The organism is Lactococcus allomyrinae (assembly GCF_003627095.1).
Classification (GTDB): domain Bacteria; phylum Bacillota; class Bacilli; order Lactobacillales; family Streptococcaceae; genus Lactococcus; species Lactococcus allomyrinae.
Map to the genome: position 1 here is coordinate 1,139,266 of NZ_CP032627.1, position 20,125 is coordinate 1,159,390.

Below are 20,125 nucleotides of genomic sequence, written 5' to 3' on the forward strand. Positions count from 1 at the left end.
TTTATACGAAGCACAAGTCCAATTTATTTTCTGGCTTTAGTAAGACAAACTCAATTCATAAATTTTCTATGCTTTTATCTTATCATGAATGTAAACGTTCTTTTATCCAATTTCTGGATAATTATCCAAAATAAGTAAACGCTTAACTTTTTATGTTAAAATAATAACATGGGAATATTATTAAACAACTTTCAGAGTCAAATGAAATATTTGACTGAAAGTGAATTGTCCGTCTTCGTTGAAATGGATAATCGGCCAGAGATTCTAATTTCATCAAATCTAACAAAACTATCTGCTGAACTTTTATCATCTAATTCTACAATCATAAGACTTTGCCAAAAATTGGGGTTTACTGGGTTCAGTGAATTTCGCTCGGAGATTAAAAAATTAATTGAACAAACAAGGTATAGCGCTCAACCTGATTTACTAAATCGCTACCAATTTTTCTTTAATGAGATTTTACCTAATATTAATCAAGATAAACTCGAATTTTTTGCTGAAAAAATTCATAAATCAAATAATATTTTCATTGTTGGACTTGGATTGACCAAACCTATTGCCGAATATATGTCAAAATACTTATATCAGCTTGACCGAGCGGCGATCTATGTCTATGAAAGTCATATGCTTGATTTGCTCCCCAATCTTCTTCAGCGCTCTGATTTAGTGATTTTTATCTCTGAAAGTGGAGAAACAAAGAGCTTACTCTCATGTGCCTCAAAAGCAGCTCAAAGTGCGGCGACACTTCTTTCTATCACTAATTCCCAACACAATCCTCTTAATCACACTACTCATATGAGCCTAACTTCACGAATGCCTGAAAATCAATATCATAACTACGATGTCACAAGTCGAGTCTTCCAGACCGCTATCATTGACCTTGTTTTAGATATCTATCTCAATAAATACCTAAAAACTCCCGAATAACGGGAGTTTTAATTTTATGGCACACTAGAAATTGAATAGTATTAATAACTTTTTTGCTCTGGCGAGAAATCACTTTCACTATCATCTTTTCCGACAATTTTTACAAGTGTTTCTTCTGCTTCATTGAGTGTTTTTTTCAAACTTTCAGACAGCTTCATTCCTTTTTGAAATTCTGCAATCGCATCTTCTAAAGCGACATCACCTGACTCCAATTTTCGAACAATTGTTTCTAATTCTGCAAGGTTTTCTTCAAATTTTTTCTCTTCTTTTTTAGTTGGCAAGATAGCCCTCCTTATATACTAACTTTAAAATCTAAGTAGTAACTGCGATTGACGTATATTTTTATACGCCGTCTTCCCAGTTGCTCTTGAAAATTTTCCCCACTAAGCAAACGAACAGTTTATCGAAGATAGTGGCTGGACAAAAAACAGCGCGCCTACGCAGTGTAATATCCTAGTGATATCACACAGACCGATTGTTCTGATATTGCTTTTGATTCAGACAAACCACAACAATAGACTATTGTATTTGGGCACTGACAGTACCATCACTCAATCCAATTTCAATCTTATCACCTGTTTTCACATCTTTCACACTTTTGACAATTTTTCCTTCGTTGTCAGTAATGACAGAAAAACCACGCGCTTTTATTTTAGAAATATCCAATAGAAGTAACGACTGATAAAGACGCTCCGTCAGATTTTTCTTATGTTCAATGATTTTTGTATAAGCTGGCACTAATTTTGTAGCTGACAGTTCATAGCGATGTTGACTCGTCGCTAATTTATTTTCTGTCAGTACTGACAAACGCTCTGTCAGACGATCTAGTTTCTGTAAGTGACCATCGTAAAGCCTTTCCGGCTGTCTGAATACCACAGAATTTGACAATTTATCGACTTGCTCTCTTTTGAGATTAATCAATGCTGACAGACGATTGGTCAATCTATTTTGCTGTTCTGCTGTCCAGCTTAAAAGGTCAATTTTCGTATTTGGCGTAGCGAGTTCCGCTGCTGCCGTGGGGGTCGCAGCTCTACTATCCGCGGCAAAATCCGCCAAAGTCACATCCGTTTCATGCCCAACAGAAGAGATGATTGGAATACGTGATTCAAAAATAGCACGTACTACAATTTCTTCATTAAATCCCCAGAGGTCTTCAATGGAGCCCCCTCCCCGCCCAATAATCATCACATCGAAATCTGTACGTGAAGAAGCTCGTCTAATATTTGTTGCGATTTCTTCTGCTGAGCCTTCACCTTGCACTTTTGTTGGATAAAGTACAATCTCACTCATTGGAAAACGTCTGCTTACAGTCGTGATAATATCGCGAATAACCGCACCTGATGGACTTGTCACAACAGCTATTTTATGAGAAAATTGTGGCAAATTTTGTTTCCATTTTGAATCGAATAACCCTTCAAGTGTTAATTTTTTCTTCAATTGTTCAAATTTAATCGCAAGTGCACCTACACCATCAGGTACTAAACTCTCGATATTAATAGAATAGGAACCATTTGCGGGATAAATCGAAATTCGCCCCACAACAAGCACTTTCATGCCCTCTTCAAGCTTAAAGTCTAGCTTTCTAAATTGTCCTGCCCACATGGTCGCCTGAATGACCGCGCCTTCATCTTTCAGAGCAAAATACTGGTGATTTGGTCTTTGCCTAAAATTTGAAATCTCGCCTGTCAAGTATACACGCTCCAAATATGGGTCGCGGTCGAATTTAGCTTTGAGATATTTTGTTAAAGTAGATACAGATAAATATTCAGTCAAGATAAAGCCCCTCAGGATAAAGTCTATCCGAAATCTTAGATAAAATGCTCACAGTGAGCACTATAATAATATAAACTATGGGTAAAACTCCAGCAGAAAAATAATAATAATATAAAAATGCTATACCAAAAATAGCTCCCTCAATTAAAAATTTAACTACTAAACTAAGTTTGATTTTCGCTTTTGGAGCGATAAAAGTACCCCAAACCCCAAGTATGACAATCGGTACAAAGATACCTGTCAATAAATTAAGTGGAAACATAAATTTCAATCCAAAGCGGACAAATATAACTAAACTTACCATTTCGCACAAAAACCGAATAGCATTGATGATGTAAAATAAACTTTTCATATTTCCCGATTTCAGAAAGTCCGCATTAGTATACTATTTTCTTATTAGTTAACTTTGCTCATTCACATATTTGGTAAAGTCCAGACTACTGCTAACCCAAACCAGATGACCAATAATACGTAACCCGCAATATAAATTACTTTATGAGCAAAATCGCTACTTGAAAAACGCTCTTTTGTGTAATACACCCAAGCAACAAGTACAGCTAAGGGGGCGATAAACCATAAAATTGTTTCTAATGTCATTTTAATTTTCTCTCTGCTGCTCTCAATGTCTGTTCCATTAGCATCGTAATCGTCATGGGTCCTACTCCACCGGGAACTGGTGTAATCAGGCTCGCAATATCTTTGACTTGCTCAAAATCAACATCGCCATGTAATTTTCCATTCTCATCACGATTCATTCCAACATCAATGACAACTGCGCCTTCTTTAACGTCATTCCTACCTATGAAACGGTCTTGGCCAATTGCAACAACTAGAATATCTGCCTGTCTTGTAAGCTCAGATAAGTTTTTTGTCCTAGAATGTGCGATTGTTACAGTCGCATCTGCCATCATAAGGAGTTGAGCCATGGGCTTTCCAACGATATTTGAACGTCCAACTACAACCGCTCGCTTGCCGGACAACTCAACATGATACTCTCGCAGCATCTCCATAATCCCAGCTGGAGTTGATGGAATCATCAAAGGATTTCCTGACCAAAGTCGTCCCATGTTCATTGGATGAAAACCATCTACATCCTTTTCAGGAGTAATCGCAAGCAGGACTTTTTCTTCTGAAATATGTGCAGGTAGGGGAAGTTGTACTAAAATACCGTGCCAAGTATCATCATTATTTAATGTTTCAATCAAATTTAATAATTCAACTTCTTCTATTTCCTCAGGTAACCGAAGCACACTGGACTTCATACCTATTGCTGTCGCTTGACGTTCTTTATTTCTTACATAGATTTGGCTGGCAGGATTTTCTCCAACTAAAATCACTATTAATCCTGGAACAATTCCAAAAGTTTTTAATTTTTCAACTCTAACTTTCAACTCTGCTTGCATTTTTGCAGCGAGTGCTTTTCCATCTATCAATTTCATATTATTCATTATATCATAAGCTGAGTTGCTTCTCCTTTATCCTTTTATAATATTTCTTACTTTAAATTTGATTGTTCGTAAATTTAATTGAGTCTATTTGATAAATACTAAATAAAATAATATAGACTTGACTTTCATCATTTACAAGTGTAAACTTTAATTATAGACAAATCTTCGATATAGCGAATTAACAGTATAAAAGGAGGAATAAAAATGGTAGAAAAGCACCATCCACATTTGGAACATGAGGGGCATATGTCCATGTCCAGTTCACACCAAGTTCAGCACGAGCATCATGATATGATGCAAACGAATCAGCCACATGACATGGATATGATGAATCATGGTGGACACATGATGCATATGGGGAATATGGCTTTAAAATTAAAAGTTGCAATTATCCTTATGATTCCACTACTTCTTATCTCTCCAATTGCTGGCTTTACAATCTTGAAATTCCCTGGAAGTGAACTAGTACAGCTCATTCTTGGAACGGCAATCTTTTCTTACTCTGGTACCCCTTTTTTTAGCGGTGCAAAAGGTGAGCTTAAAAGTCACAAGCCTGCTATGATGATGCTCATCACAATGGGTATCACTGTTGCTTACGCCTATTCCGTTTATGCTACAATCATCACTCTAACTGGTGGAATGGCAATGAATTTTTGGTTTGAGCTTTCCACTTTGATTGTTATCATGCTCATTGGACATTTGATTGAGATGAAAGCAATCATGGGAGCAGGTGATGCATTAAAAGACCTTGCTAGTCTTATCCCCAAAAAAGCCCATCTAAAAAACGGAAAAGATATAGATATTTCTGAGCTGCAAGTTGGTGATACGATTTTAGTCAAGGAAAATGAGAAAATTCCTGCTGATGGTTTGATTTTAGGCTCTGCAAATATTGATGAATCAATGATTACGGGTGAAAGTCGTGCAGTAAATAAAAAGCCTAATGACCCTATCTATGGTGGTTCACTCAATCAAAATATCCCATTTGAAATGACTGTCACAACAATCGGAAAAGACAGTTTCCTCAATCAGGTTGCTGAACTTGTAAAAAATGCCCAATCACAAAAATCTAATCTTGAAAATATGGCAGACAAAGTAGCTGGTTATCTTTTCTATGCTGCCTTGAGTGTTGGGATTATTTCATTTATTTTTTGGGCAATAACTTCTAGTTTCAGTTTTGCTTTACTTCTTGCAGTTTCTGTCTTTGTTATTGCTTGTCCACATGCTCTCGGACTTGCAGTTCCACTTGTTGTGTCGCGTTTAACGAGTATTTCTTCCAAAAATGGTTTATTAATTCAAAATCGTACTTCCCTTGAACAAATCCATAGCATTAAATATGCATTGATGGATAAAACAGGAACTTTGACTGATGGTAAGTTCAAAGTAAGAAAAGTTATTGATTTTACTGGGAGGACAGATATTTTACAACTAATGGCTACTTTAGAGCAAAGTTCCACTCATCCGATTGCCTTATCTATCGTGAATTCTGCCAAAGATTTGCCATTGCTTTCGGCTGAAAATGTTCAAAATATACCTGGAGTTGGTCTATCTGGACAAATTTTGGGTAAAACTTATGAGATTGTCAATCTTAAATACCTGCGTAAACAACAGCTTAAATTTGACGATACACGCGTCCTTGAATTTTTAAATCTTGGATTAACCCTTTCTTTCTTAATTGACGAAGAAAAAAATGTCCTCGGTTTTATCGCTTTAGGAGATTCACCTAAAAATGATGCTAAAGCCTTTATTGCAGGGCTTCTTGCACAGGGTATTATACCCGTGATGCTGACTGGTGATAATCAAGCTACTGCTGAAAAAGTTTCCACCAGCCTAAATATTCCAGAATTTCGTGCCGAATTAAATCCTGAAGATAAAGCAAACTTAGTAAAAGAATATCAGAAGAAAGGTGGCGTCCTTTTCATCGGTGATGGTGTCAATGATTCTCCTGCTCTTGCTACTGCAGACATTGGTTTCGCAATTGGAGCTGGAACCTCTGTCGCAATCGCTACAGCTGATGTTGTGCTCGTCAACTCTAATCCTAGCGATGTTTTAGACATGATTAATATTTCTAAGAAAATGCTCAGAAAAATGAAACAAAATCTTTGGTTTGGAGCTGGTTACAATATCATAGCCATTCCAATTGCTGCCGGGATTATCTACCCATTTACAGGACTTTATATCGATCCTTTGATTGCAGCTGTATTGATGTCTGCTTCGACCGTTATCGTTTCTATCAATGCTATGAGTTTAAAATATGATAAAAAAACTACTGACAGATGATAAAATTTTCTGTCAGTACATTTATAAATTAAAAAAATTCTGTCAGTATGCTGACAGAATTTTTTATTACTAATAAAACGGTATTTTCAATAGAAATAACCTAAATCACTAGCAACAGTCGGATAAGCAGATATCATTTTATCAAATTCTGACAAATTAATTTTCTGTTGAATTAAAATCATCAATAAATTAATGACTTCATCAGCAACTGAACTTACTGTCACAGCCCCAACAATTTCGTTCGCATCATTGACAGCCACTTTCATTTTCGCCACAGGGTCATTTATTCGTTTATAAGTGTACCATGATGACAAATCAAAAGACTTCAACTTAATACCTTCGCCTTCTAATTGCCCAACTTGTGCAAGTTTAGTAGCACCAAAAATAACTGCTGGAATCACAGGATAGTGGATGGGATGTCTGTCAGCACTGACCAAATTTTCTCTAAGATAACGCCCTTCAAAATCCGAAACAGGGGTAAAATGGCCTTGATTTTTCGAGATAACATCACCAAGTGCATAGATTTTTGGATGACTTGTTTGCAGAAATTCATCAACAAATACTCCTGATTGATCTGCCTTAACACCTACTGCTTCAAGATTAAGTGAATCAATATTTGCTATGCGTCCCACTCCAGCAATGACAAGATCTGTCAGTAACTGATGAGCATTTTTATCAGTAATGACAAAGCCGTCAATACTCTTCTCAACTTTGCTGATGTTGATGTTTTCTTTAAAAACAATTCCTTCAGCCTTGAGTTGGTTGAGAAAAACCTCCCCGATTTCTTTGTCAAAATGACCGATTTCCAAATCCCCTGATGCAATAACAGTCACTTCCGCTCCTGTTGCGTGGGCAATTTGGGCAAGTTCTAGAGAAACTGAACCTGTACCAATAAATGTCACTTTTCGAGGCATTTCTTCAAGTGCTAGAAAATCATTGCTCGTTTTCAGAAATTCCTTACCAACAATATCTAATTGACGAGGTCGAGTTCCCGTCGCGATAATATAATTTCTAGCTTTATAAACTTTATCTGCCACTTGTATTTCACCAGTAGTGGTAAAACTTGCCGTGCCATAGAGCGTAGTAATCCCTGATTTTTGCAAACCAGCAAGCGTTTTTTCTTCAAGTGGGTCTGTGATTGTAAGTTTTCTCCCTCGAATACCTTTCCAATCTAAGCTCAACTCTCCTGTAATACCTTGATTTTTTAGATTTTCAACCCGAGCTTTTGCTTCAACAACTGCCATCATCACTTTTGTAGGGTCACATCCATAATTGGGGCAAGTTCCACCCCATTTATCATTTTCAATGATTGCAATTTTCCTTTTACCATCATTAAGAGAATAAGCCAATCCCAGCCCCCCAGGCCCAGCTCCAATAATAATATAATCAAACATTCTTTCGCTCCTCCATTTTCAATTTTATTCTTTTATTAACAATTTAACATCTCCTGCTCATTTTACTTTTTTTATGCTTATTTTAAAAACATTCTGCTTACAGTAACATCTATCCTCAAATAAAAAAACAGCGGTGTTACCCGCTGAATTCCCTATCCTTCATTTTTTGCTTGTTCTAACTCATACTCACGGACTCTTTCTGTCGCCACTTTAATTTCCACCTGTCTGATTTCTCTTGGTAAGAATTTTCTAATCTCATCTTCATTATAGCCAACTTGAAGTCTTTTATCATCAACAATCAATGGACGACGCAATAATGTACGATTTTCATCCATAATCTCAATTAAATCATTAAGCATAATATTTTCAAAATCAATATTCAAGCGGTGGTAGGCTCTACTTCTCTTAGAAATAATATCCTCCGTTCCCCCTTCTGTTAGAGATAGAATCTCCAGAAAATCCTCTTTGCTAATTGTATCTGTTAATAAATTTACTTCCTGATACTCCATGCGATGACTTTCTAGCCATTCTTTTGCTTTTTTACATGAACTACACGCTACCACAGTATAAATTTTTATCATAAGAACTACCTCATTTGTTTTTCATTATTTTCTCATTCGTTCTTAATTATATTCTAACATAAATATAAGATTTGTAAATACTTTTATTAGATAAAAATTAGCATTTAATCTAAAAATAATCTATAAGAAAAAAGACTGAAACTATTCAGTCTTTTTAATTTGTTTTTGCACATGAACCTTTTAAATATTAATCAATCAATAAATAATGTAACGAGATGAAGATGTAATCCTCTTTATTACTTATATACCCGATGAATACGGTCAGAGAGTAAACATAAAACTTCATAATTAATTGTTTTCCGCCATGCAGCAATGTCTTGTGCTGTGATTTCATTATCACCATCATGCCCAATCAACGTAACAGGAGTCCCAATAGAATAACCCTTATCCAATTTAATCATCATTTGATCCATTGAAACTCGACCTACTATCTCACAGAATTTACCATCGACTAAGACATGGAACCCTTGCATATCACGTGTCCAACCATCAGCGTAACCTATCGAAACTGTACCAATCCAAGTGTTTTCAGTTGCACGGTAAGTTGCACCATAACCCAAAGTATCACCAGCATGTATCTCTTTAATATGTGTGAGTTCAGATTTCAAAGAAAAAGCAGCTTCCAATTCAAATGGAAGTTCCAAAGCTGTACCACTTGGGTTTAGTCCATACATCGAAATACCTAAACGCTCAATATCTTGTACCTGATTTGTATGCCACAAAGCCGAGGCTGTATTAGTCGAATGAACATAATGAGGACGCCTTGATAAAGCTGAAACAATCTTATCAAATTTCATTTTTTGTTCATTAAACTTTGTATCGTCTGCTTCGTCTGCGGTTGCAAAATGCGTAAACACCCCATCAAATTGAATATGATATTGATCTGCCAATGCGATCATATCATTCGCTTCTTTGGCATCACGAACACCAATTCTACCCATTCCTGAGTCAACCGCAATATGAAGTTTTAGAGTTGAAAAATCAGCTTTTTCTTTCACAATCAATTGTAGCCACTCTAGACTCGGAGCAGTCAGAGTAATATTCAAGCTCGCTGCAATATCAACATTATCTGGAACAATACCTGACAATACCAAAATTGGCTTAGTAATCAAATTATTCCGAAGCTCAATTGCCTCGTCTAAATTTGAAACACAAAAACCATCAACTAAATCATGGATTGCTTGTGAAACAGGAATTGAGCCATGACCATAGGCATTAGCTTTAACTACTCCCCATATTTCCGGATGAGTCCCTATATGTTTCCGAAACTTTTTGATATTATTTTGAATCGCCGCTAAGTCAATCACTGCTGGTGTATGACGATGTGGTGAAGATTTCATAAAATTACCTACTTTCACGCTGTCACATCTACTATTTATATGAACAAACAATTTCTATACCTGTTTATTTAGAAATTCCACCCAAATTCATATAATATAAGCGAAAGTGACGATTTTCGCCACCTTACTCATTTTTTTCTAAAACCACAAAAGCAACAGCTTCTAGACTACTATGAGAAATGGATAAATGAACTTCCCCATTAAAAGGATGTTTGGAAAAATAAGGTTTCCCAAGTTCATCATTTTGAATCTCCAAATCATGCATTCCAAGTTGTTTGCTAATTCCTGTACCATATGCTTTTGAATAGGCTTCTTTAGCTGCCCATCTTCCTGCAAGGAACTCTGTCTTACGATTTGTGGAGTTAAAACTTTTAAATCTCTCTAATTCTGATGCTGTCAAAACTTGTTCTACAAAACGCTCTGAATGTTCTAGGGCTTTCTGAATTCTGGTTAATTCGACATTATCTACGCCATTCCCAAAAATCATATCAACACCCTTTCTTACAACAATTTATTTCTAATCTATTGAATCTACTCAGAAACTCTACTTTTTCGCAACTTTGGCTCATTTGGCCAATTCGTAGATAGCCTCAGCATAAATTGCGGCGGCTTTGAAGATATTTTCTACTGGTTTAAATTCATTGGCTTGGTGCATTGTATCCTGTTCCCCTTCAAACATTGCGCCATATGCAACACCACGTTCAAGAAGCCGTCCAAATGTTCCACCACCGATAATTGTCTCATACCCTTTAAGTCCTGTATGTTTTTCATAAACATCAATCAAAGTTGATACAAGTGGATCTGACATTGGAACATAGTGAGGTGTGTGCAAATGTTTAGACAATTCAACTTCTACGACACCATCAAGTTTTTGAAGAATTTCTTGCATACGTTCTGGACTATTGCCCTGTGGGAAACGGAAGTTCAGAGCAATTTTTCCTTCTGTTGCTTCGTCAAATGACCAAACACCAGCATTCATTGATGTGTTACCCATAAGGTCATCAACATAAGCAATCCCAAGTTTTTCACCTTCGTGGTCTTCAAGTAATTTTTCACTCCCTACTTTGATAAATGCTGCAGCACCATCAGCAAAGTCAAATTGGTTCAAGAATAATGTAAGGTAGGTTGCACCATTAACCCCTTTTTCTGGCATCGCACCGTGAGCGGACTTACCATAAATTGTAATAGTTGCTTTTCCATCTTCTTCATTCAAATCAAAACGAAGGTTTTTATCTACGTGTTCAGCAACAAATTTTTCAAGAGCTACTTGAAGATTTTTTGCTCCCGAAATAACTGCTGTTGCAGATTCTGGTACCATATTTTCAGCAAGCCCTGCTTTAAAGCTATGAAGAACAACTGAACCTGCATTTTTTCCTGCAAAATGAAGATATTCTGTGATATTTCCCTTTTCACCGTTGATGATTGGAAATTCTGCATCTGGTGAGAAACCAAAATCAGGCAATGGTAATTCACAGTGTTCAAAGTAATAATCCATATCTGCCCAACCTGTTTCTTCATTGGTTCCGACGATAAAACGGATTTTTTTAGATAATGGAACATTCAATTCTTTTAAAATATTAAGCGCATAATAGCAAGCAACCGTTGGTCCTTTATCATCTGAAGCACCACGTGCATAAAGATTTCCCTCACGAATTTCTGGTTCAAAAGGATTTGAATCCCAGCCAGAGCCAGCGGGAACAACATCTAAGTGACCAATAATACCTAGGGTTTCATCCCCTTCGCCATATTCAAAATGCCCTACATAATTGTCATAATTTTTTGTTTTGTAACCATCGCGCTCAGCGATTTCAAGGAAAGCATCAAGCGCTTTACGTGGTCCAGGACCAAATGGATTTTCCGCATCTGCGTGTTCCATATCCATTGCAGAATTAATGCGCAAAAGGTTAAATAAATCTGCCATCAATGCATCTTTACGTTTTTCAACTTCAGCTGTAAAATCAATCGTTGTCATATTTTCTCCTTGAAATTAATATATCTTTAATTATACCAAAAAATAAACGAAAATTTTATTCTGAGATTAAAGTTTGGAGAAAGTATGGTTATCTCTCTAAATACGATATGCTACTCTTAGTTTGACAGATTCCTCTTTACGATTAACTTCGTATTTGTATTCATACATAGTTATTAAAAATATTTCCTTCCATAATGAGTTCTAGGCAAAAATTTTCTAATCTCATCTCCATTAAATCCAACTAAGATTTTTTTCTCATCAAAAATTATTGGACTTCTTAACAACTCAGGAAATTCCAAGAGAATATGAACTAGCCTATTCACTGTCATCTTCTCAAAATCAAATTTTTCATAAAATAATTTATGCGCATGAGAAACTCGAAATCTTGAAACCATGATTTCATCAAATCCCCTATCAGAAACTAATAATATTTCTTTTATTAGTTCACCAGTTAGTTCTTTTCTAGTTATAATCTTATATGGTAACTGATGAGATTCCAACCATTCAACTGCTTTATAGGCTCTTTTATCTGAATTTTCTCTTTTATAAACTTTTATCATCTGAAAAGTTTCCGTTCATTAAAAAATTATTATATATATTATCATCAAAGTAGGTAGAAAATTTAATAATACTTATCTTATTCTTAGTAGCCAATCCAACGTTACCTCACCCAAATCTGCGATTTGAATGAGATGTTCTAGAGAAGGAGTAAACTTATTTTCTTCTATTTCCCATACGAGTCTTGAGGAAACTCTTGGTGATAACTCCCTGCCAAATTCTACTTCTGAAAGATTAAGTCGGGTTCTTATTCCTCTGATTTTCTCACCTAGATTATCTAAAAATTCAGACTGTCTACCGTTCAAATTTTGATGCGATTCATCCTTTGTATCTATTAGACATCGCTCACCGCTAATCGTACACAAGTTCACTCCTTTATCTTGAGCAGAGCTGTTCAAAACTCTTTCAAGTTTTTCCAATATCTTAATGTCTGGTTTCTTTCTCAAAAACAAAACGTCCGATACAAATGCCGCCGGATATCCAATGTCCTCTGAAAGCTTCAATATAGGAATTCTATAACGACGCATTTCTGTTCTAAAAATTTTCATTTTTTTATTGATATCTATATCTTCCAAATCGTCCATATCTTTTCTCTTTTCAACTATTAGTCAATTTTTCATAATTCTCACTATCATCTTAAAGAGTCATTCAATTTCTCATTGTTAGGATTTTGCTCCCCTATTCCCTTATGGATTGGGGTAATCTTCCTCACCTTCTTTGTAGCAGCATCTCTTAATAATTCTTGCCAAGCCTGCCAAACTCTTTCTTCCGAAAAACGCTGTGATAAATCATAAGCATTGGTAGACAATGATTGCAATAGAGTTTCATTAGAAAAGAGAGTCACGAACTTCTCCGCCATTTCTTCTACGCCATTAAAACTAACGATGTAACCATTCTTCTTATCAACAACTAAATCATTGGGACCATAGTTTACATCATTTGTTACTGTAACCATGCCATGACTTTGTGCTTCCAGCAGCGCCAAATTAAATCCCTCCATGACTGACATTAGAGCATAAACCTGATGTTCTTTTTGAACAGAAATTACTTCTTCTTTTTCTAAATAATCATGTAAGTGTACACAATTATTTAACTCATATTTTTCAATTGCATCATCTATTGCTTTTTTAGCCTCATCTTGATTTCTATGATCAATATAACCATAAACATCTAAGGTTATATCATGGATTTTTCGTTTTGCGATTCCAACTGCCTCAATAACCTTATCTATACCTTTTTCCGGAGCAATTCGACAAGTCATTAAAATACTATGATTTTTCCGTAATGACATCGGTAGTCTTTTCTCTCGTAAAATCTTCTCAGAATTTATTCCCACGGGAATTGTAAATAGTTTCGCGGATGGATTAAAACGTTTCCTTATATCTTGAGTTTGTTTTTCTGTTGCGCTAATGATTGCATCATAACCATTTACATTTGTTAGACTAAATTCATAAAAATTATTTAGCATTGAATACATTGCATCTTGTGCATCACTCATGTGAGCATTATGTAAATGGAGGACGGTATAAGCTGGATGTTCCAAATTAAGTAAAGCCCAATCCGCTAAATGTGTTCTATCCATAATAAAAATATTAGCTTTTTCATCTCTCCAATACTTTTCGTTTAATCTATTAAGAAAATGTAAAGTTAATTCTTCAATATTCGAAAACATATAGATAGCACCATTATCCTCAATTAAACGCCACCCTGTTTTAATATAATTTTTTCGTGCATTATAACGATTGTATGTTTCAAGTATGGGTTGGCCATAAATATCATACCAAACTTCTGTACCTATTTTATTATCAGGAGTATACCACTGCGCAAGACTCAAAAACCCCCGAAAATCATAAAAATCAACACGGTATAAATTACCAAAACCATCAAAATATTCAACACTGCGTATACGTTCCAATGAATCTTCGGTAAAATAACTGACTCGAGCTACCAACTGCTGTTCTTGAAAAATAAGATACCTTCCTTTTTCTTCTTCTTTATCATATCTTATATTCAATAATCCAAAATCTAAATCTTTAACTTGGATAATTTTTTCAGGAAAGTTCATTGCCTTTTGAAAATAATCAAACATCACTAAAGTTTCCTCATCATTGACTCCTACTTTAGCCAAAAAATAATGAATAGTAGGATTCCACTCTCGAAATACAAGTTTAAATGGTTGAGCATGCTTACGGAATAAGGCTGCACGTTTTAATTGTGCATGTTCAATTCCAGAATTTTTTTCATTGAACGATGAATTAATAAAAAAAATCATTTATTCCCTCCTCCGCTAGTTTATAAATAAATTATTTACTACCCTATTATTGTAAGCCCATCTTTCCCATACCTTATCAATACTGAATATTTGAGCTTTATCCGCTGCACCTTTAGACAATAAGTGCCATAATTTTTGATTTATAAGTATTTTTATAATACTTTTTGCTGCTTGTCTCTTACTACCATAAGGCACAAAATACCCACTAATACCATTATCAATCAATTTTGAAAGTCCATACTTAACTTGATAAGATACGATAGGAACACCATAAGTCATCGCTTCCAATATGTTCATACCAAAACTCTCACTCTCAGAAGTATTTAAAAACAGAGAAGTCTCTTGCAAAATGCATTCTAATACCTCTTTTGTCTGATATCCCTTAAAAATCACATTATTCTTTAAACCATACTTATCTACTAAGTGCTGTAATTTCTGTTGAAGTATCTCTGATGAAGCATATCCATAAAATTCAAATTTAATATCTGGTATAGATTGATGTACAATTTTGATGATTTCAATAATATCCGTTGGATTTTTTTCATCAGATAATCTTCCTAGATATATAATCTTATGTTTCTGACGTTGAATCTTACTACTTCGTACTGGTTTTTCTGCATAAGTATCTGGCAAAGCTAAAATATGCTTTATTTTCCAGTTCTTTTTAATTTCTGCTGCTTCTTGTTCGGTCGGAACAAGAATCCCATCAAAATGGGATTCCAAAGTTGTAAACAAGTTTTCTAAATACTCACTCGTTTTACTTTGGGTTCCGTCTTGCCTACCTATTTCCAAATGACTAGCGTGGAGAAATTGCCATTTTCCCCTACTGTTTTTTATTTCTGCTACAGAAGAAATCAGAGAAATTCTGTCATTGATAAATACACTTGCCTCCTGGAATGCTAATTCATTCATAAAAAATATAAAGAGTTCTTGCTCAGTATTAAAACGGTAAACTTTCTTTTGGTAATCTAACAATTTATACATTGTAGGATGTAAAACTCCATTGATATTCATGTGAGTAATTTCTAATCTTACATTTCCTCTATAATCATAAAATATCTGAGTGCCAACATTTCCGTCTGGATGAAAATATTGAGTAGAGGATTTGAAACCTCGCCTATCCCAAATATCTTTAGCAACACTCTCACCCATTTCATTATAATAATCGATTGAGGCAATAATCCCCACTGTTGCTGGAGCAATTGTCACTTCACCAATTATATGTCCCGCATGCTTAATAAGAGATTTATTGGCATCAATTCCTTCAATATGATAGAGTTTTTTATCAATTACTGATGCATAGCGGACATTCACATCGTTTTCATCAATATCCGTAATGTTTTGGAAATAATCATACATATTGACTACATCACTATGACTAAGTCCAACACGTTTTAAATCCCCAGCTAACTGCGAATTGTAATTTCGTGTCAAAATCTTTGCAGGGATACCTTGCGCATGAAAAAGTTTAATACGCTTAACAGCTGAAAATTCTGTTCCTGAATTCAGAGTAAAAATATTTTCATTAACAAAATAGTTCATTTATCTATTCCTTTCTTTTTAATTAAGTATTGTCCGTACATATCAGATAAATCTTTTAATGTCACTCTATTAATAAAATCTCCTACTTTATTTCTCCTAATTTTTACATATCACTAGATTTCTTTGACAACTTCTTTTTGTGCCCGTGGTGTATACTGAATATCTAATAATAGATAGTTACTGATGAGAGGTGCTGTTAATGTAAAATCTGCCTCACCTTTATCTGTTTGGACCACACTAGGAAGTAAATCTTTACCATTCTTATCAACATATTTTATAATCACCTCATATGCTTTTGAATTCTTTCTATAATTTATGATTATATTTTTACTCAGATTTTTTGGCAAATCAGGTAAAAGATAGCCTTGATTAAAGTCTTTTTGATTGACTGGTATTAAATCTACACCAACCGCTGCTGGTATATAGCCTGATAAATAGGGGATTACCTGATTAGTCTTACCCGTATGAGTCACATCATTAGGATTATTAAAATATTTTATTTCTTCTTCATGACCATCAGGGCTAACTACAATATATCCCCCAATAAATCGTAAACATAATTAACCTCTATTTCATCTTCTGATAGTGTTCCCTGAGCATTATCTGGGTAATTGATTAGAAAATAATTATCAATTACCACTGCTGCCGTAATGTAATTATCACCCACATCTCCTATGTGACGAATACTGGGTACTAGTATTTTTCCTCTTTGATCCAAATAATTTATAGTCACGACACTTTTGTTCTTTATGTAGTTAATCAAGGTATTTTCAGTTACCTTACTTGGAGTAGGAAACCAATAGCCTAGTATGGGTTTCTCATTATCTACTAGAGTTAATACCACTCCATCAGCTTGCTCTGGAGTATAACCTGAAATATAAGGAATCACGTTCGTTGATATACCAGCTTGTGTTGGATCACTTAAATCATTGGGATAGATGGTATCATCCATACTGCCATCGGGTTTAGTAACTACATAGCTTCCCAATCGAGAATAAATATAAGTTACTTGTGTTTCATCTTTTGACAGAGTACCACTAATATTAGATGGAATAGTCGTTAAGACATAACCATCTAATATTGGAGCCATCGTTGTATAAGTATCGCCTACTTCTCCTATTCGCCGAGTGCTTGGTGCTACTTCATTACCATTATTGTCCACATAATTCGTAATAATCTCATTGTGAGTCTGGATATAAGTAATCTGAATATCTTGTGTAGGATTACTAGAAATCTCAGGAAGTAGATATCCTTGACTTGGGTCACTTGGATTGATTGAAAGCAATGCTCTACCATCTGAACTTTCTGGTCTATACCCTAGGATAAAGGGAACTTTATTTAGTAGATTATTAACTTTACTAGGATTATTTGAATCATTTTCATACATTATTCTATCTGTATTTCCATCTGGTTTTCTTACTATATAATTCCCTAAAAGGCCATAGACATAAGTGACAGTTGTTGCATCTATTAGCTTAGTCGTAAATTCCTTATTCTGGATATATTCAATTATTATATCCTGCGTTAAATCATCTGGAAGTTCTGGAAACAGATACCCATAATCAATATTATCTAAGTCCACTGCCTCCAAAAAATTACCACTGGTTTTTGGTCTATATCCCTCAAAATATGGAATTGTATTTTGAGGATTGACAAACTTTTTAGGATTATCCCAACCATTAGGATAAATAATCTCCTCTATAGCTCCGTTAGGTGACTTAATTATATAGCATCCCACTGGAGTATATGTATGAGTGACTATTGTTTCTCTGTTGAAAAACTTACTTCTTGAAGTACTTACAGTCTTCACTAACATGTATCCTTCTAAAACAGGGGCATATACAATGCCCCCCTTCTCTGAATCTATACGAGCTGTATTTGGTGAAATTTCATTACCGTTTTCGTCCTCATAATATTGTGTAATTAGATGACTCATCCTGTTTTTCCTTTTTTATAGGTATTCCTGTCTTATTTTTCTTCAGATAAATTTGTTTGCATTTCTTTCAAAACTTTCTGTTCTTCAACTAATTTTTTACGGAGAATCTCTTTAGAAATTACTGGTTTATTTGATAATCCCTTTTTTTTAGGTTCATAATCACCTTGGTTTAAAGGAACATTAACCTCTTCCCAGATTATTCTCGCTTTTTTATACAAACCTCTAACATTCAAAAGTTCAGAGTTCTCCACAAAAACTAAACGTTTAAAATAATCTGCTCCAATCTCATCCCTTAAACTCTCTTTTGAAATAATATTCGCCCCTCCTCCTGTCAAAACAATACTCCTGATATCTTCAATATCAGGAAAACATTCTGTAACAAATGGTGCAATAACAAAACGTGTATATTGATTGATTGTTTCTTCAACTATGGAAGTAATATCTTTAGTATCATTTTCATTGGAACTTGGTGAATATAAATAGTTATCTGAATCTTTTGTTTCTCGCAGCATTTTTTCAATAATAAGATTTCTTGTTGAATTAATCCTATGACTGATTTCTTTTACTATTAATTGAATACCACTAAAACGCTCTTCTTCTATCGGAGAGGGAATCGTTTGGACACAGCTATTAGCTAAAAGAGTCCCTCCCCCTATATCAACTACACCAATCTTAGACTCTCCATACATTTCTATCTCTTTGAAATCTTCATCAGAGGAAATAGAATATATAGACCCCATGTATTGAGGGAAGAATAAAATATATTCTTCAGATGGAATTTCTAAATGTATCTCTTTTCCATTAATTAAGAATTGATGACATCCTATTAGCGATTTTTTTAGAAAAGAAAGAGTTTTAATTTCGTTTATACTCGTTACAGAAAGTCCCAAAGCTAAATGAACAACTATGTGTTCAGAATCCGTCTCATTATAATCCATAGCTAAACGCCCCAGAGCAAACTCTAATATACGAATCACTTTCTTTTGTTCTAATCTATAAGATCGAGCATAAGTATTGATTACTTTTTCTGGTAAATGGTAATTTTCTAACTTTGGTCCCCAAATATAACACTCTTTATCATCATTTTCCCCCAAAGATTGAAAGATGTAGTTTTCACCCATTATCAGTTGAACTTCTCCAACATATTTCATTGGTAAATACGAGGCTGGATATATATATTCTCCACGATCAGACTTCATTTTTATTAGGCTATTGCCTAAATCAATACTAAAAATAGTATCCAATATTAATTACTTCCTTTCATTTCATTAGTCAAGCTAGATATTGAGAAGGTACTGCATCAATCATTTGAATGCAGCTTTCAAGCTTAAGAGTATAATCTTCAATTTTTGAGGCAAGGTTGTCTAGCTCATTTTGTTTTTCAGATAACATATTTTCTACTCTTTGTTGAGCTTTTTTTACAATATCCGTTCCTTCTTTTTCCGCATTTTTCCTTATCAGCAAAGCCTGCTCTTCTGCATTTTTTATTTTTTCATTTAATATTTCCTCAGTAGGATATTTTTCACGGATATTGATGATTAATTCGGAAAACTGAGTTTTTGCATGAAGAAATTCTCTCTCTATTTCTTCTCGTTTTCCAACTTCTTTTTGATTTTTTTCAAATAACTGTTTGTTTTTTTCTTCCTCCTTCTGCAATTTTTTCTCTAGTTTTTCAATATTTTCTTTTTGTTGCTTTATTTCCTCCTTTTCTTGTTCTATTTTTTTTGAAAATTGATTTATAATATTATCTTTTGTTTTTTTTAGCTCTTGTTCATTAGATAGATTTTTTGAACTATCTTTTGCCTCTTCTATTTGGGCAAGTTTTTTTGAAAGGTTTTCACAGTCTATTTTTGACTTTTCTAACTCTTTCTCACATCTTATTAGAAGTTGATATTTTATTTTATAACCTTTTTCGGAAATTCTTAATTTTTCTTCTAATTCCTGTATTTCTTTTTTGTATTTTTCTGCTTCTAAAAACTTTATATCACTCTCACTATCCGTAATCTCAGACTCTATCAAGCTACTTTTAGGTCTAAACAAGTGCTTAAAAAAACTTTTTTCTCCTTCTGATTCCATGTCTACTCTTCTCCATTAATCTATTTTCT

The 20,125-nt window shown here is 34.5% G+C and carries 20 protein-coding genes; 2 read left to right on the forward strand and 18 right to left on the reverse strand.

Going from position 1 to position 20,125, the window contains the following annotated elements:
• Window positions 1-201 precede the first annotated feature (201 nt).
• Window positions 202-927 (forward strand): MurR/RpiR family transcriptional regulator, encoded by a 726-nt coding sequence (locus D7I46_RS05395; RefSeq protein ID WP_240424513.1) that lies wholly within the window; start codon window positions 202-204, stop codon window positions 925-927.
• Between the two features lie 41 nt (window positions 928-968).
• Here the strand turns inward: D7I46_RS05395 and D7I46_RS05400 are convergent, their stop codons facing one another.
• The 5 genes from D7I46_RS05400 to D7I46_RS05420 all read right to left on the reverse strand — a co-directional run bounded on the left by D7I46_RS05400 (window position 969) and on the right by D7I46_RS05420 (window position 4,139).
• Window positions 969-1,208 (reverse strand): exodeoxyribonuclease VII small subunit, encoded by a 240-nt coding sequence (locus D7I46_RS05400; RefSeq protein WP_120771964.1) that lies wholly within the window; start codon window positions 1,206-1,208, stop codon window positions 969-971.
• Between the two features lie 238 nt (window positions 1,209-1,446).
• Window positions 1,447-2,700, reverse strand: a complete 1,254-nt coding sequence (gene xseA / locus D7I46_RS05405) for an exodeoxyribonuclease VII large subunit (RefSeq protein ID WP_120771965.1) — start codon at window positions 2,698-2,700, stop codon at window positions 1,447-1,449.
• A complete protein-coding gene (locus tag D7I46_RS05410; protein ID WP_120771966.1) occupies window positions 2,693-3,052 on the reverse strand; it encodes a YrdB family protein in 360 nt (119 codons plus the stop codon). The genes xseA and D7I46_RS05410 overlap by 8 nt, the downstream gene beginning before the upstream one ends.
• A gap of 62 nt (window positions 3,053-3,114) precedes the next feature.
• Window positions 3,115-3,297, reverse strand: a complete 183-nt coding sequence (locus tag D7I46_RS05415) for a hypothetical protein (RefSeq protein ID WP_120771967.1) — start codon at window positions 3,295-3,297, stop codon at window positions 3,115-3,117.
• Window positions 3,294-4,139, reverse strand: coding sequence for a bifunctional methylenetetrahydrofolate dehydrogenase/methenyltetrahydrofolate cyclohydrolase (locus D7I46_RS05420; RefSeq protein WP_120773298.1), 846 nt, complete (start codon window positions 4,137-4,139; stop codon window positions 3,294-3,296). The genes D7I46_RS05415 and D7I46_RS05420 overlap by 4 nt, the downstream gene beginning before the upstream one ends.
• Window positions 4,140-4,400: 261 nt before the next feature.
• Here D7I46_RS05420 and D7I46_RS05425 point away from each other — a divergent pair, with 261 nt between their 5' ends.
• Window positions 4,401-6,425 carry a copper-translocating P-type ATPase gene (locus D7I46_RS05425; protein ID WP_240424526.1) on the forward strand — a complete coding sequence of 675 codons (2,025 nt, stop codon included), beginning with the start codon at window positions 4,401-4,403 and terminating at the stop codon, window positions 6,423-6,425.
• 86 nt (window positions 6,426-6,511) lie between these two features.
• On the opposite strand, the gene D7I46_RS05430 is transcribed toward D7I46_RS05425, so the two are convergent.
• The 13 genes from D7I46_RS05430 to D7I46_RS05490 form a co-directional block, all read right to left on the reverse strand.
• Complete coding sequence (locus D7I46_RS05430; RefSeq protein WP_120771969.1) at window positions 6,512-7,819, reverse strand: dihydrolipoyl dehydrogenase family protein; 1,308 nt, start codon at window positions 7,817-7,819, stop codon at window positions 6,512-6,514.
• Between the two features lie 152 nt (window positions 7,820-7,971).
• Entirely contained in the window at window positions 7,972-8,400 is a 429-nt protein-coding gene (locus D7I46_RS05435) for a Spx/MgsR family RNA polymerase-binding regulatory protein (RefSeq protein WP_120771970.1), read from the reverse strand.
• Between the two features lie 236 nt (window positions 8,401-8,636).
• On the reverse strand, window positions 8,637-9,740 hold the full coding sequence (gene alr / locus D7I46_RS05440) for an alanine racemase (RefSeq protein WP_120771971.1): 1,104 nt from the start codon (window positions 9,738-9,740) through the stop codon (window positions 8,637-8,639).
• Window positions 9,741-9,864: 124 nt separating this feature from the next.
• Window positions 9,865-10,227: a holo-ACP synthase gene (gene acpS, locus D7I46_RS05445; RefSeq protein ID WP_120771972.1), complete on the reverse strand. Its 363-nt coding sequence runs from the start codon at window positions 10,225-10,227 to the stop codon at window positions 9,865-9,867.
• A 78-nt stretch (window positions 10,228-10,305) separates the two neighbouring features.
• Complete coding sequence (gene pepV, locus D7I46_RS05450) at window positions 10,306-11,712, reverse strand: dipeptidase PepV (protein ID WP_120771973.1); 1,407 nt, start codon at window positions 11,710-11,712, stop codon at window positions 10,306-10,308.
• Between the two features lie 173 nt (window positions 11,713-11,885).
• A complete protein-coding gene (locus tag D7I46_RS05455; RefSeq protein WP_120771974.1) occupies window positions 11,886-12,272 on the reverse strand; it encodes an ArsC/Spx/MgsR family protein in 387 nt (128 codons plus the stop codon).
• Window positions 12,273-12,344: 72 nt separating this feature from the next.
• On the reverse strand, window positions 12,345-12,854 hold the full coding sequence (locus D7I46_RS05460) for a helix-turn-helix domain-containing protein (RefSeq protein ID WP_120771975.1): 510 nt from the start codon (window positions 12,852-12,854) through the stop codon (window positions 12,345-12,347).
• Between the two features lie 47 nt (window positions 12,855-12,901).
• Window positions 12,902-14,542: a glycosyltransferase gene (locus D7I46_RS05465; RefSeq protein WP_120771976.1), complete on the reverse strand. Its 1,641-nt coding sequence runs from the start codon at window positions 14,540-14,542 to the stop codon at window positions 12,902-12,904.
• A 15-nt stretch (window positions 14,543-14,557) separates the two neighbouring features.
• The gene (gene asp1 / locus D7I46_RS05470; protein ID WP_120771977.1) at window positions 14,558-16,084 is read right to left on the reverse strand and encodes an accessory Sec system glycosyltransferase Asp1; all 1,527 of its coding nucleotides are present in this window, start codon (window positions 16,082-16,084) and stop codon (window positions 14,558-14,560) included.
• Window positions 16,085-16,197: 113 nt separating this feature from the next.
• A complete protein-coding gene (locus D7I46_RS05475; RefSeq protein ID WP_120771978.1) occupies window positions 16,198-16,557 on the reverse strand; it encodes a hypothetical protein in 360 nt (119 codons plus the stop codon).
• A 53-nt stretch (window positions 16,558-16,610) separates the two neighbouring features.
• Window positions 16,611-18,020, reverse strand: a complete 1,410-nt coding sequence (locus D7I46_RS05480) for a MucBP domain-containing protein (RefSeq protein WP_120771979.1) — start codon at window positions 18,018-18,020, stop codon at window positions 16,611-16,613.
• A 32-nt stretch (window positions 18,021-18,052) separates the two neighbouring features.
• Complete coding sequence (locus D7I46_RS05485) at window positions 18,053-19,264, reverse strand: ParM/StbA family protein (protein ID WP_120771980.1); 1,212 nt, start codon at window positions 19,262-19,264, stop codon at window positions 18,053-18,055.
• 28 nt (window positions 19,265-19,292) lie between these two features.
• Complete coding sequence (locus tag D7I46_RS05490) at window positions 19,293-20,096, reverse strand: hypothetical protein (RefSeq protein WP_120771981.1); 804 nt, start codon at window positions 20,094-20,096, stop codon at window positions 19,293-19,295.
• Window positions 20,097-20,125: the final 29 nt, after the last annotated feature.

What these genes read in the sequence shown, in the direction of transcription:
- D7I46_RS05430 (WP_120771969.1), bottom strand. Translation starts at nt 7,819, where the DNA reads ATGTTTGATTATATTATTATTGGAGCTGGGCCTGGGGGGCTGGGATTG.
- acpS (WP_120771972.1), bottom strand. Translation starts at nt 10,227, where the DNA reads ATGATTTTTGGGAATGGCGTAGATAATGTCGAATTAACCAGAATTCAG.
- D7I46_RS05425 (WP_240424526.1), top strand. Translation starts at nt 4,401, where the DNA reads ATGTCCAGTTCACACCAAGTTCAGCACGAGCATCATGATATGATGCAA.
- D7I46_RS05455 (WP_120771974.1), bottom strand. Translation starts at nt 12,272, where the DNA reads ATGATAAAAGTTTATAAAAGAGAAAATTCAGATAAAAGAGCCTATAAA.
- pepV (WP_120771973.1), bottom strand. Translation starts at nt 11,712, where the DNA reads ATGACAACGATTGATTTTACAGCTGAAGTTGAAAAACGTAAAGATGCA.
- D7I46_RS05435 (WP_120771970.1), bottom strand. Translation starts at nt 8,400, where the DNA reads ATGATAAAAATTTATACTGTGGTAGCGTGTAGTTCATGTAAAAAAGCA.
- D7I46_RS05395 (WP_240424513.1), top strand. Translation starts at nt 202, where the DNA reads ATGAAATATTTGACTGAAAGTGAATTGTCCGTCTTCGTTGAAATGGAT.
- D7I46_RS05490 (WP_120771981.1), bottom strand. Translation starts at nt 20,096, where the DNA reads ATGGAATCAGAAGGAGAAAAAAGTTTTTTTAAGCACTTGTTTAGACCT.
- alr (WP_120771971.1), bottom strand. Translation starts at nt 9,740, where the DNA reads ATGAAATCTTCACCACATCGTCATACACCAGCAGTGATTGACTTAGCG.
- D7I46_RS05415 (WP_120771967.1), bottom strand. Translation starts at nt 3,297, where the DNA reads ATGACATTAGAAACAATTTTATGGTTTATCGCCCCCTTAGCTGTACTT.
- D7I46_RS05465 (WP_120771976.1), bottom strand. Translation starts at nt 14,542, where the DNA reads ATGATTTTTTTTATTAATTCATCGTTCAATGAAAAAAATTCTGGAATT.
- asp1 (WP_120771977.1), bottom strand. Translation starts at nt 16,084, where the DNA reads ATGAACTATTTTGTTAATGAAAATATTTTTACTCTGAATTCAGGAACA.
- D7I46_RS05410 (WP_120771966.1), bottom strand. Translation starts at nt 3,052, where the DNA reads ATGAAAAGTTTATTTTACATCATCAATGCTATTCGGTTTTTGTGCGAA.
- D7I46_RS05460 (WP_120771975.1), bottom strand. Translation starts at nt 12,854, where the DNA reads ATGGACGATTTGGAAGATATAGATATCAATAAAAAAATGAAAATTTTT.
- D7I46_RS05420 (WP_120773298.1), bottom strand. Translation starts at nt 4,139, where the DNA reads ATGAAATTGATAGATGGAAAAGCACTCGCTGCAAAAATGCAAGCAGAG.
- D7I46_RS05480 (WP_120771979.1), bottom strand. Translation starts at nt 18,020, where the DNA reads ATGAGTCATCTAATTACACAATATTATGAGGACGAAAACGGTAATGAA.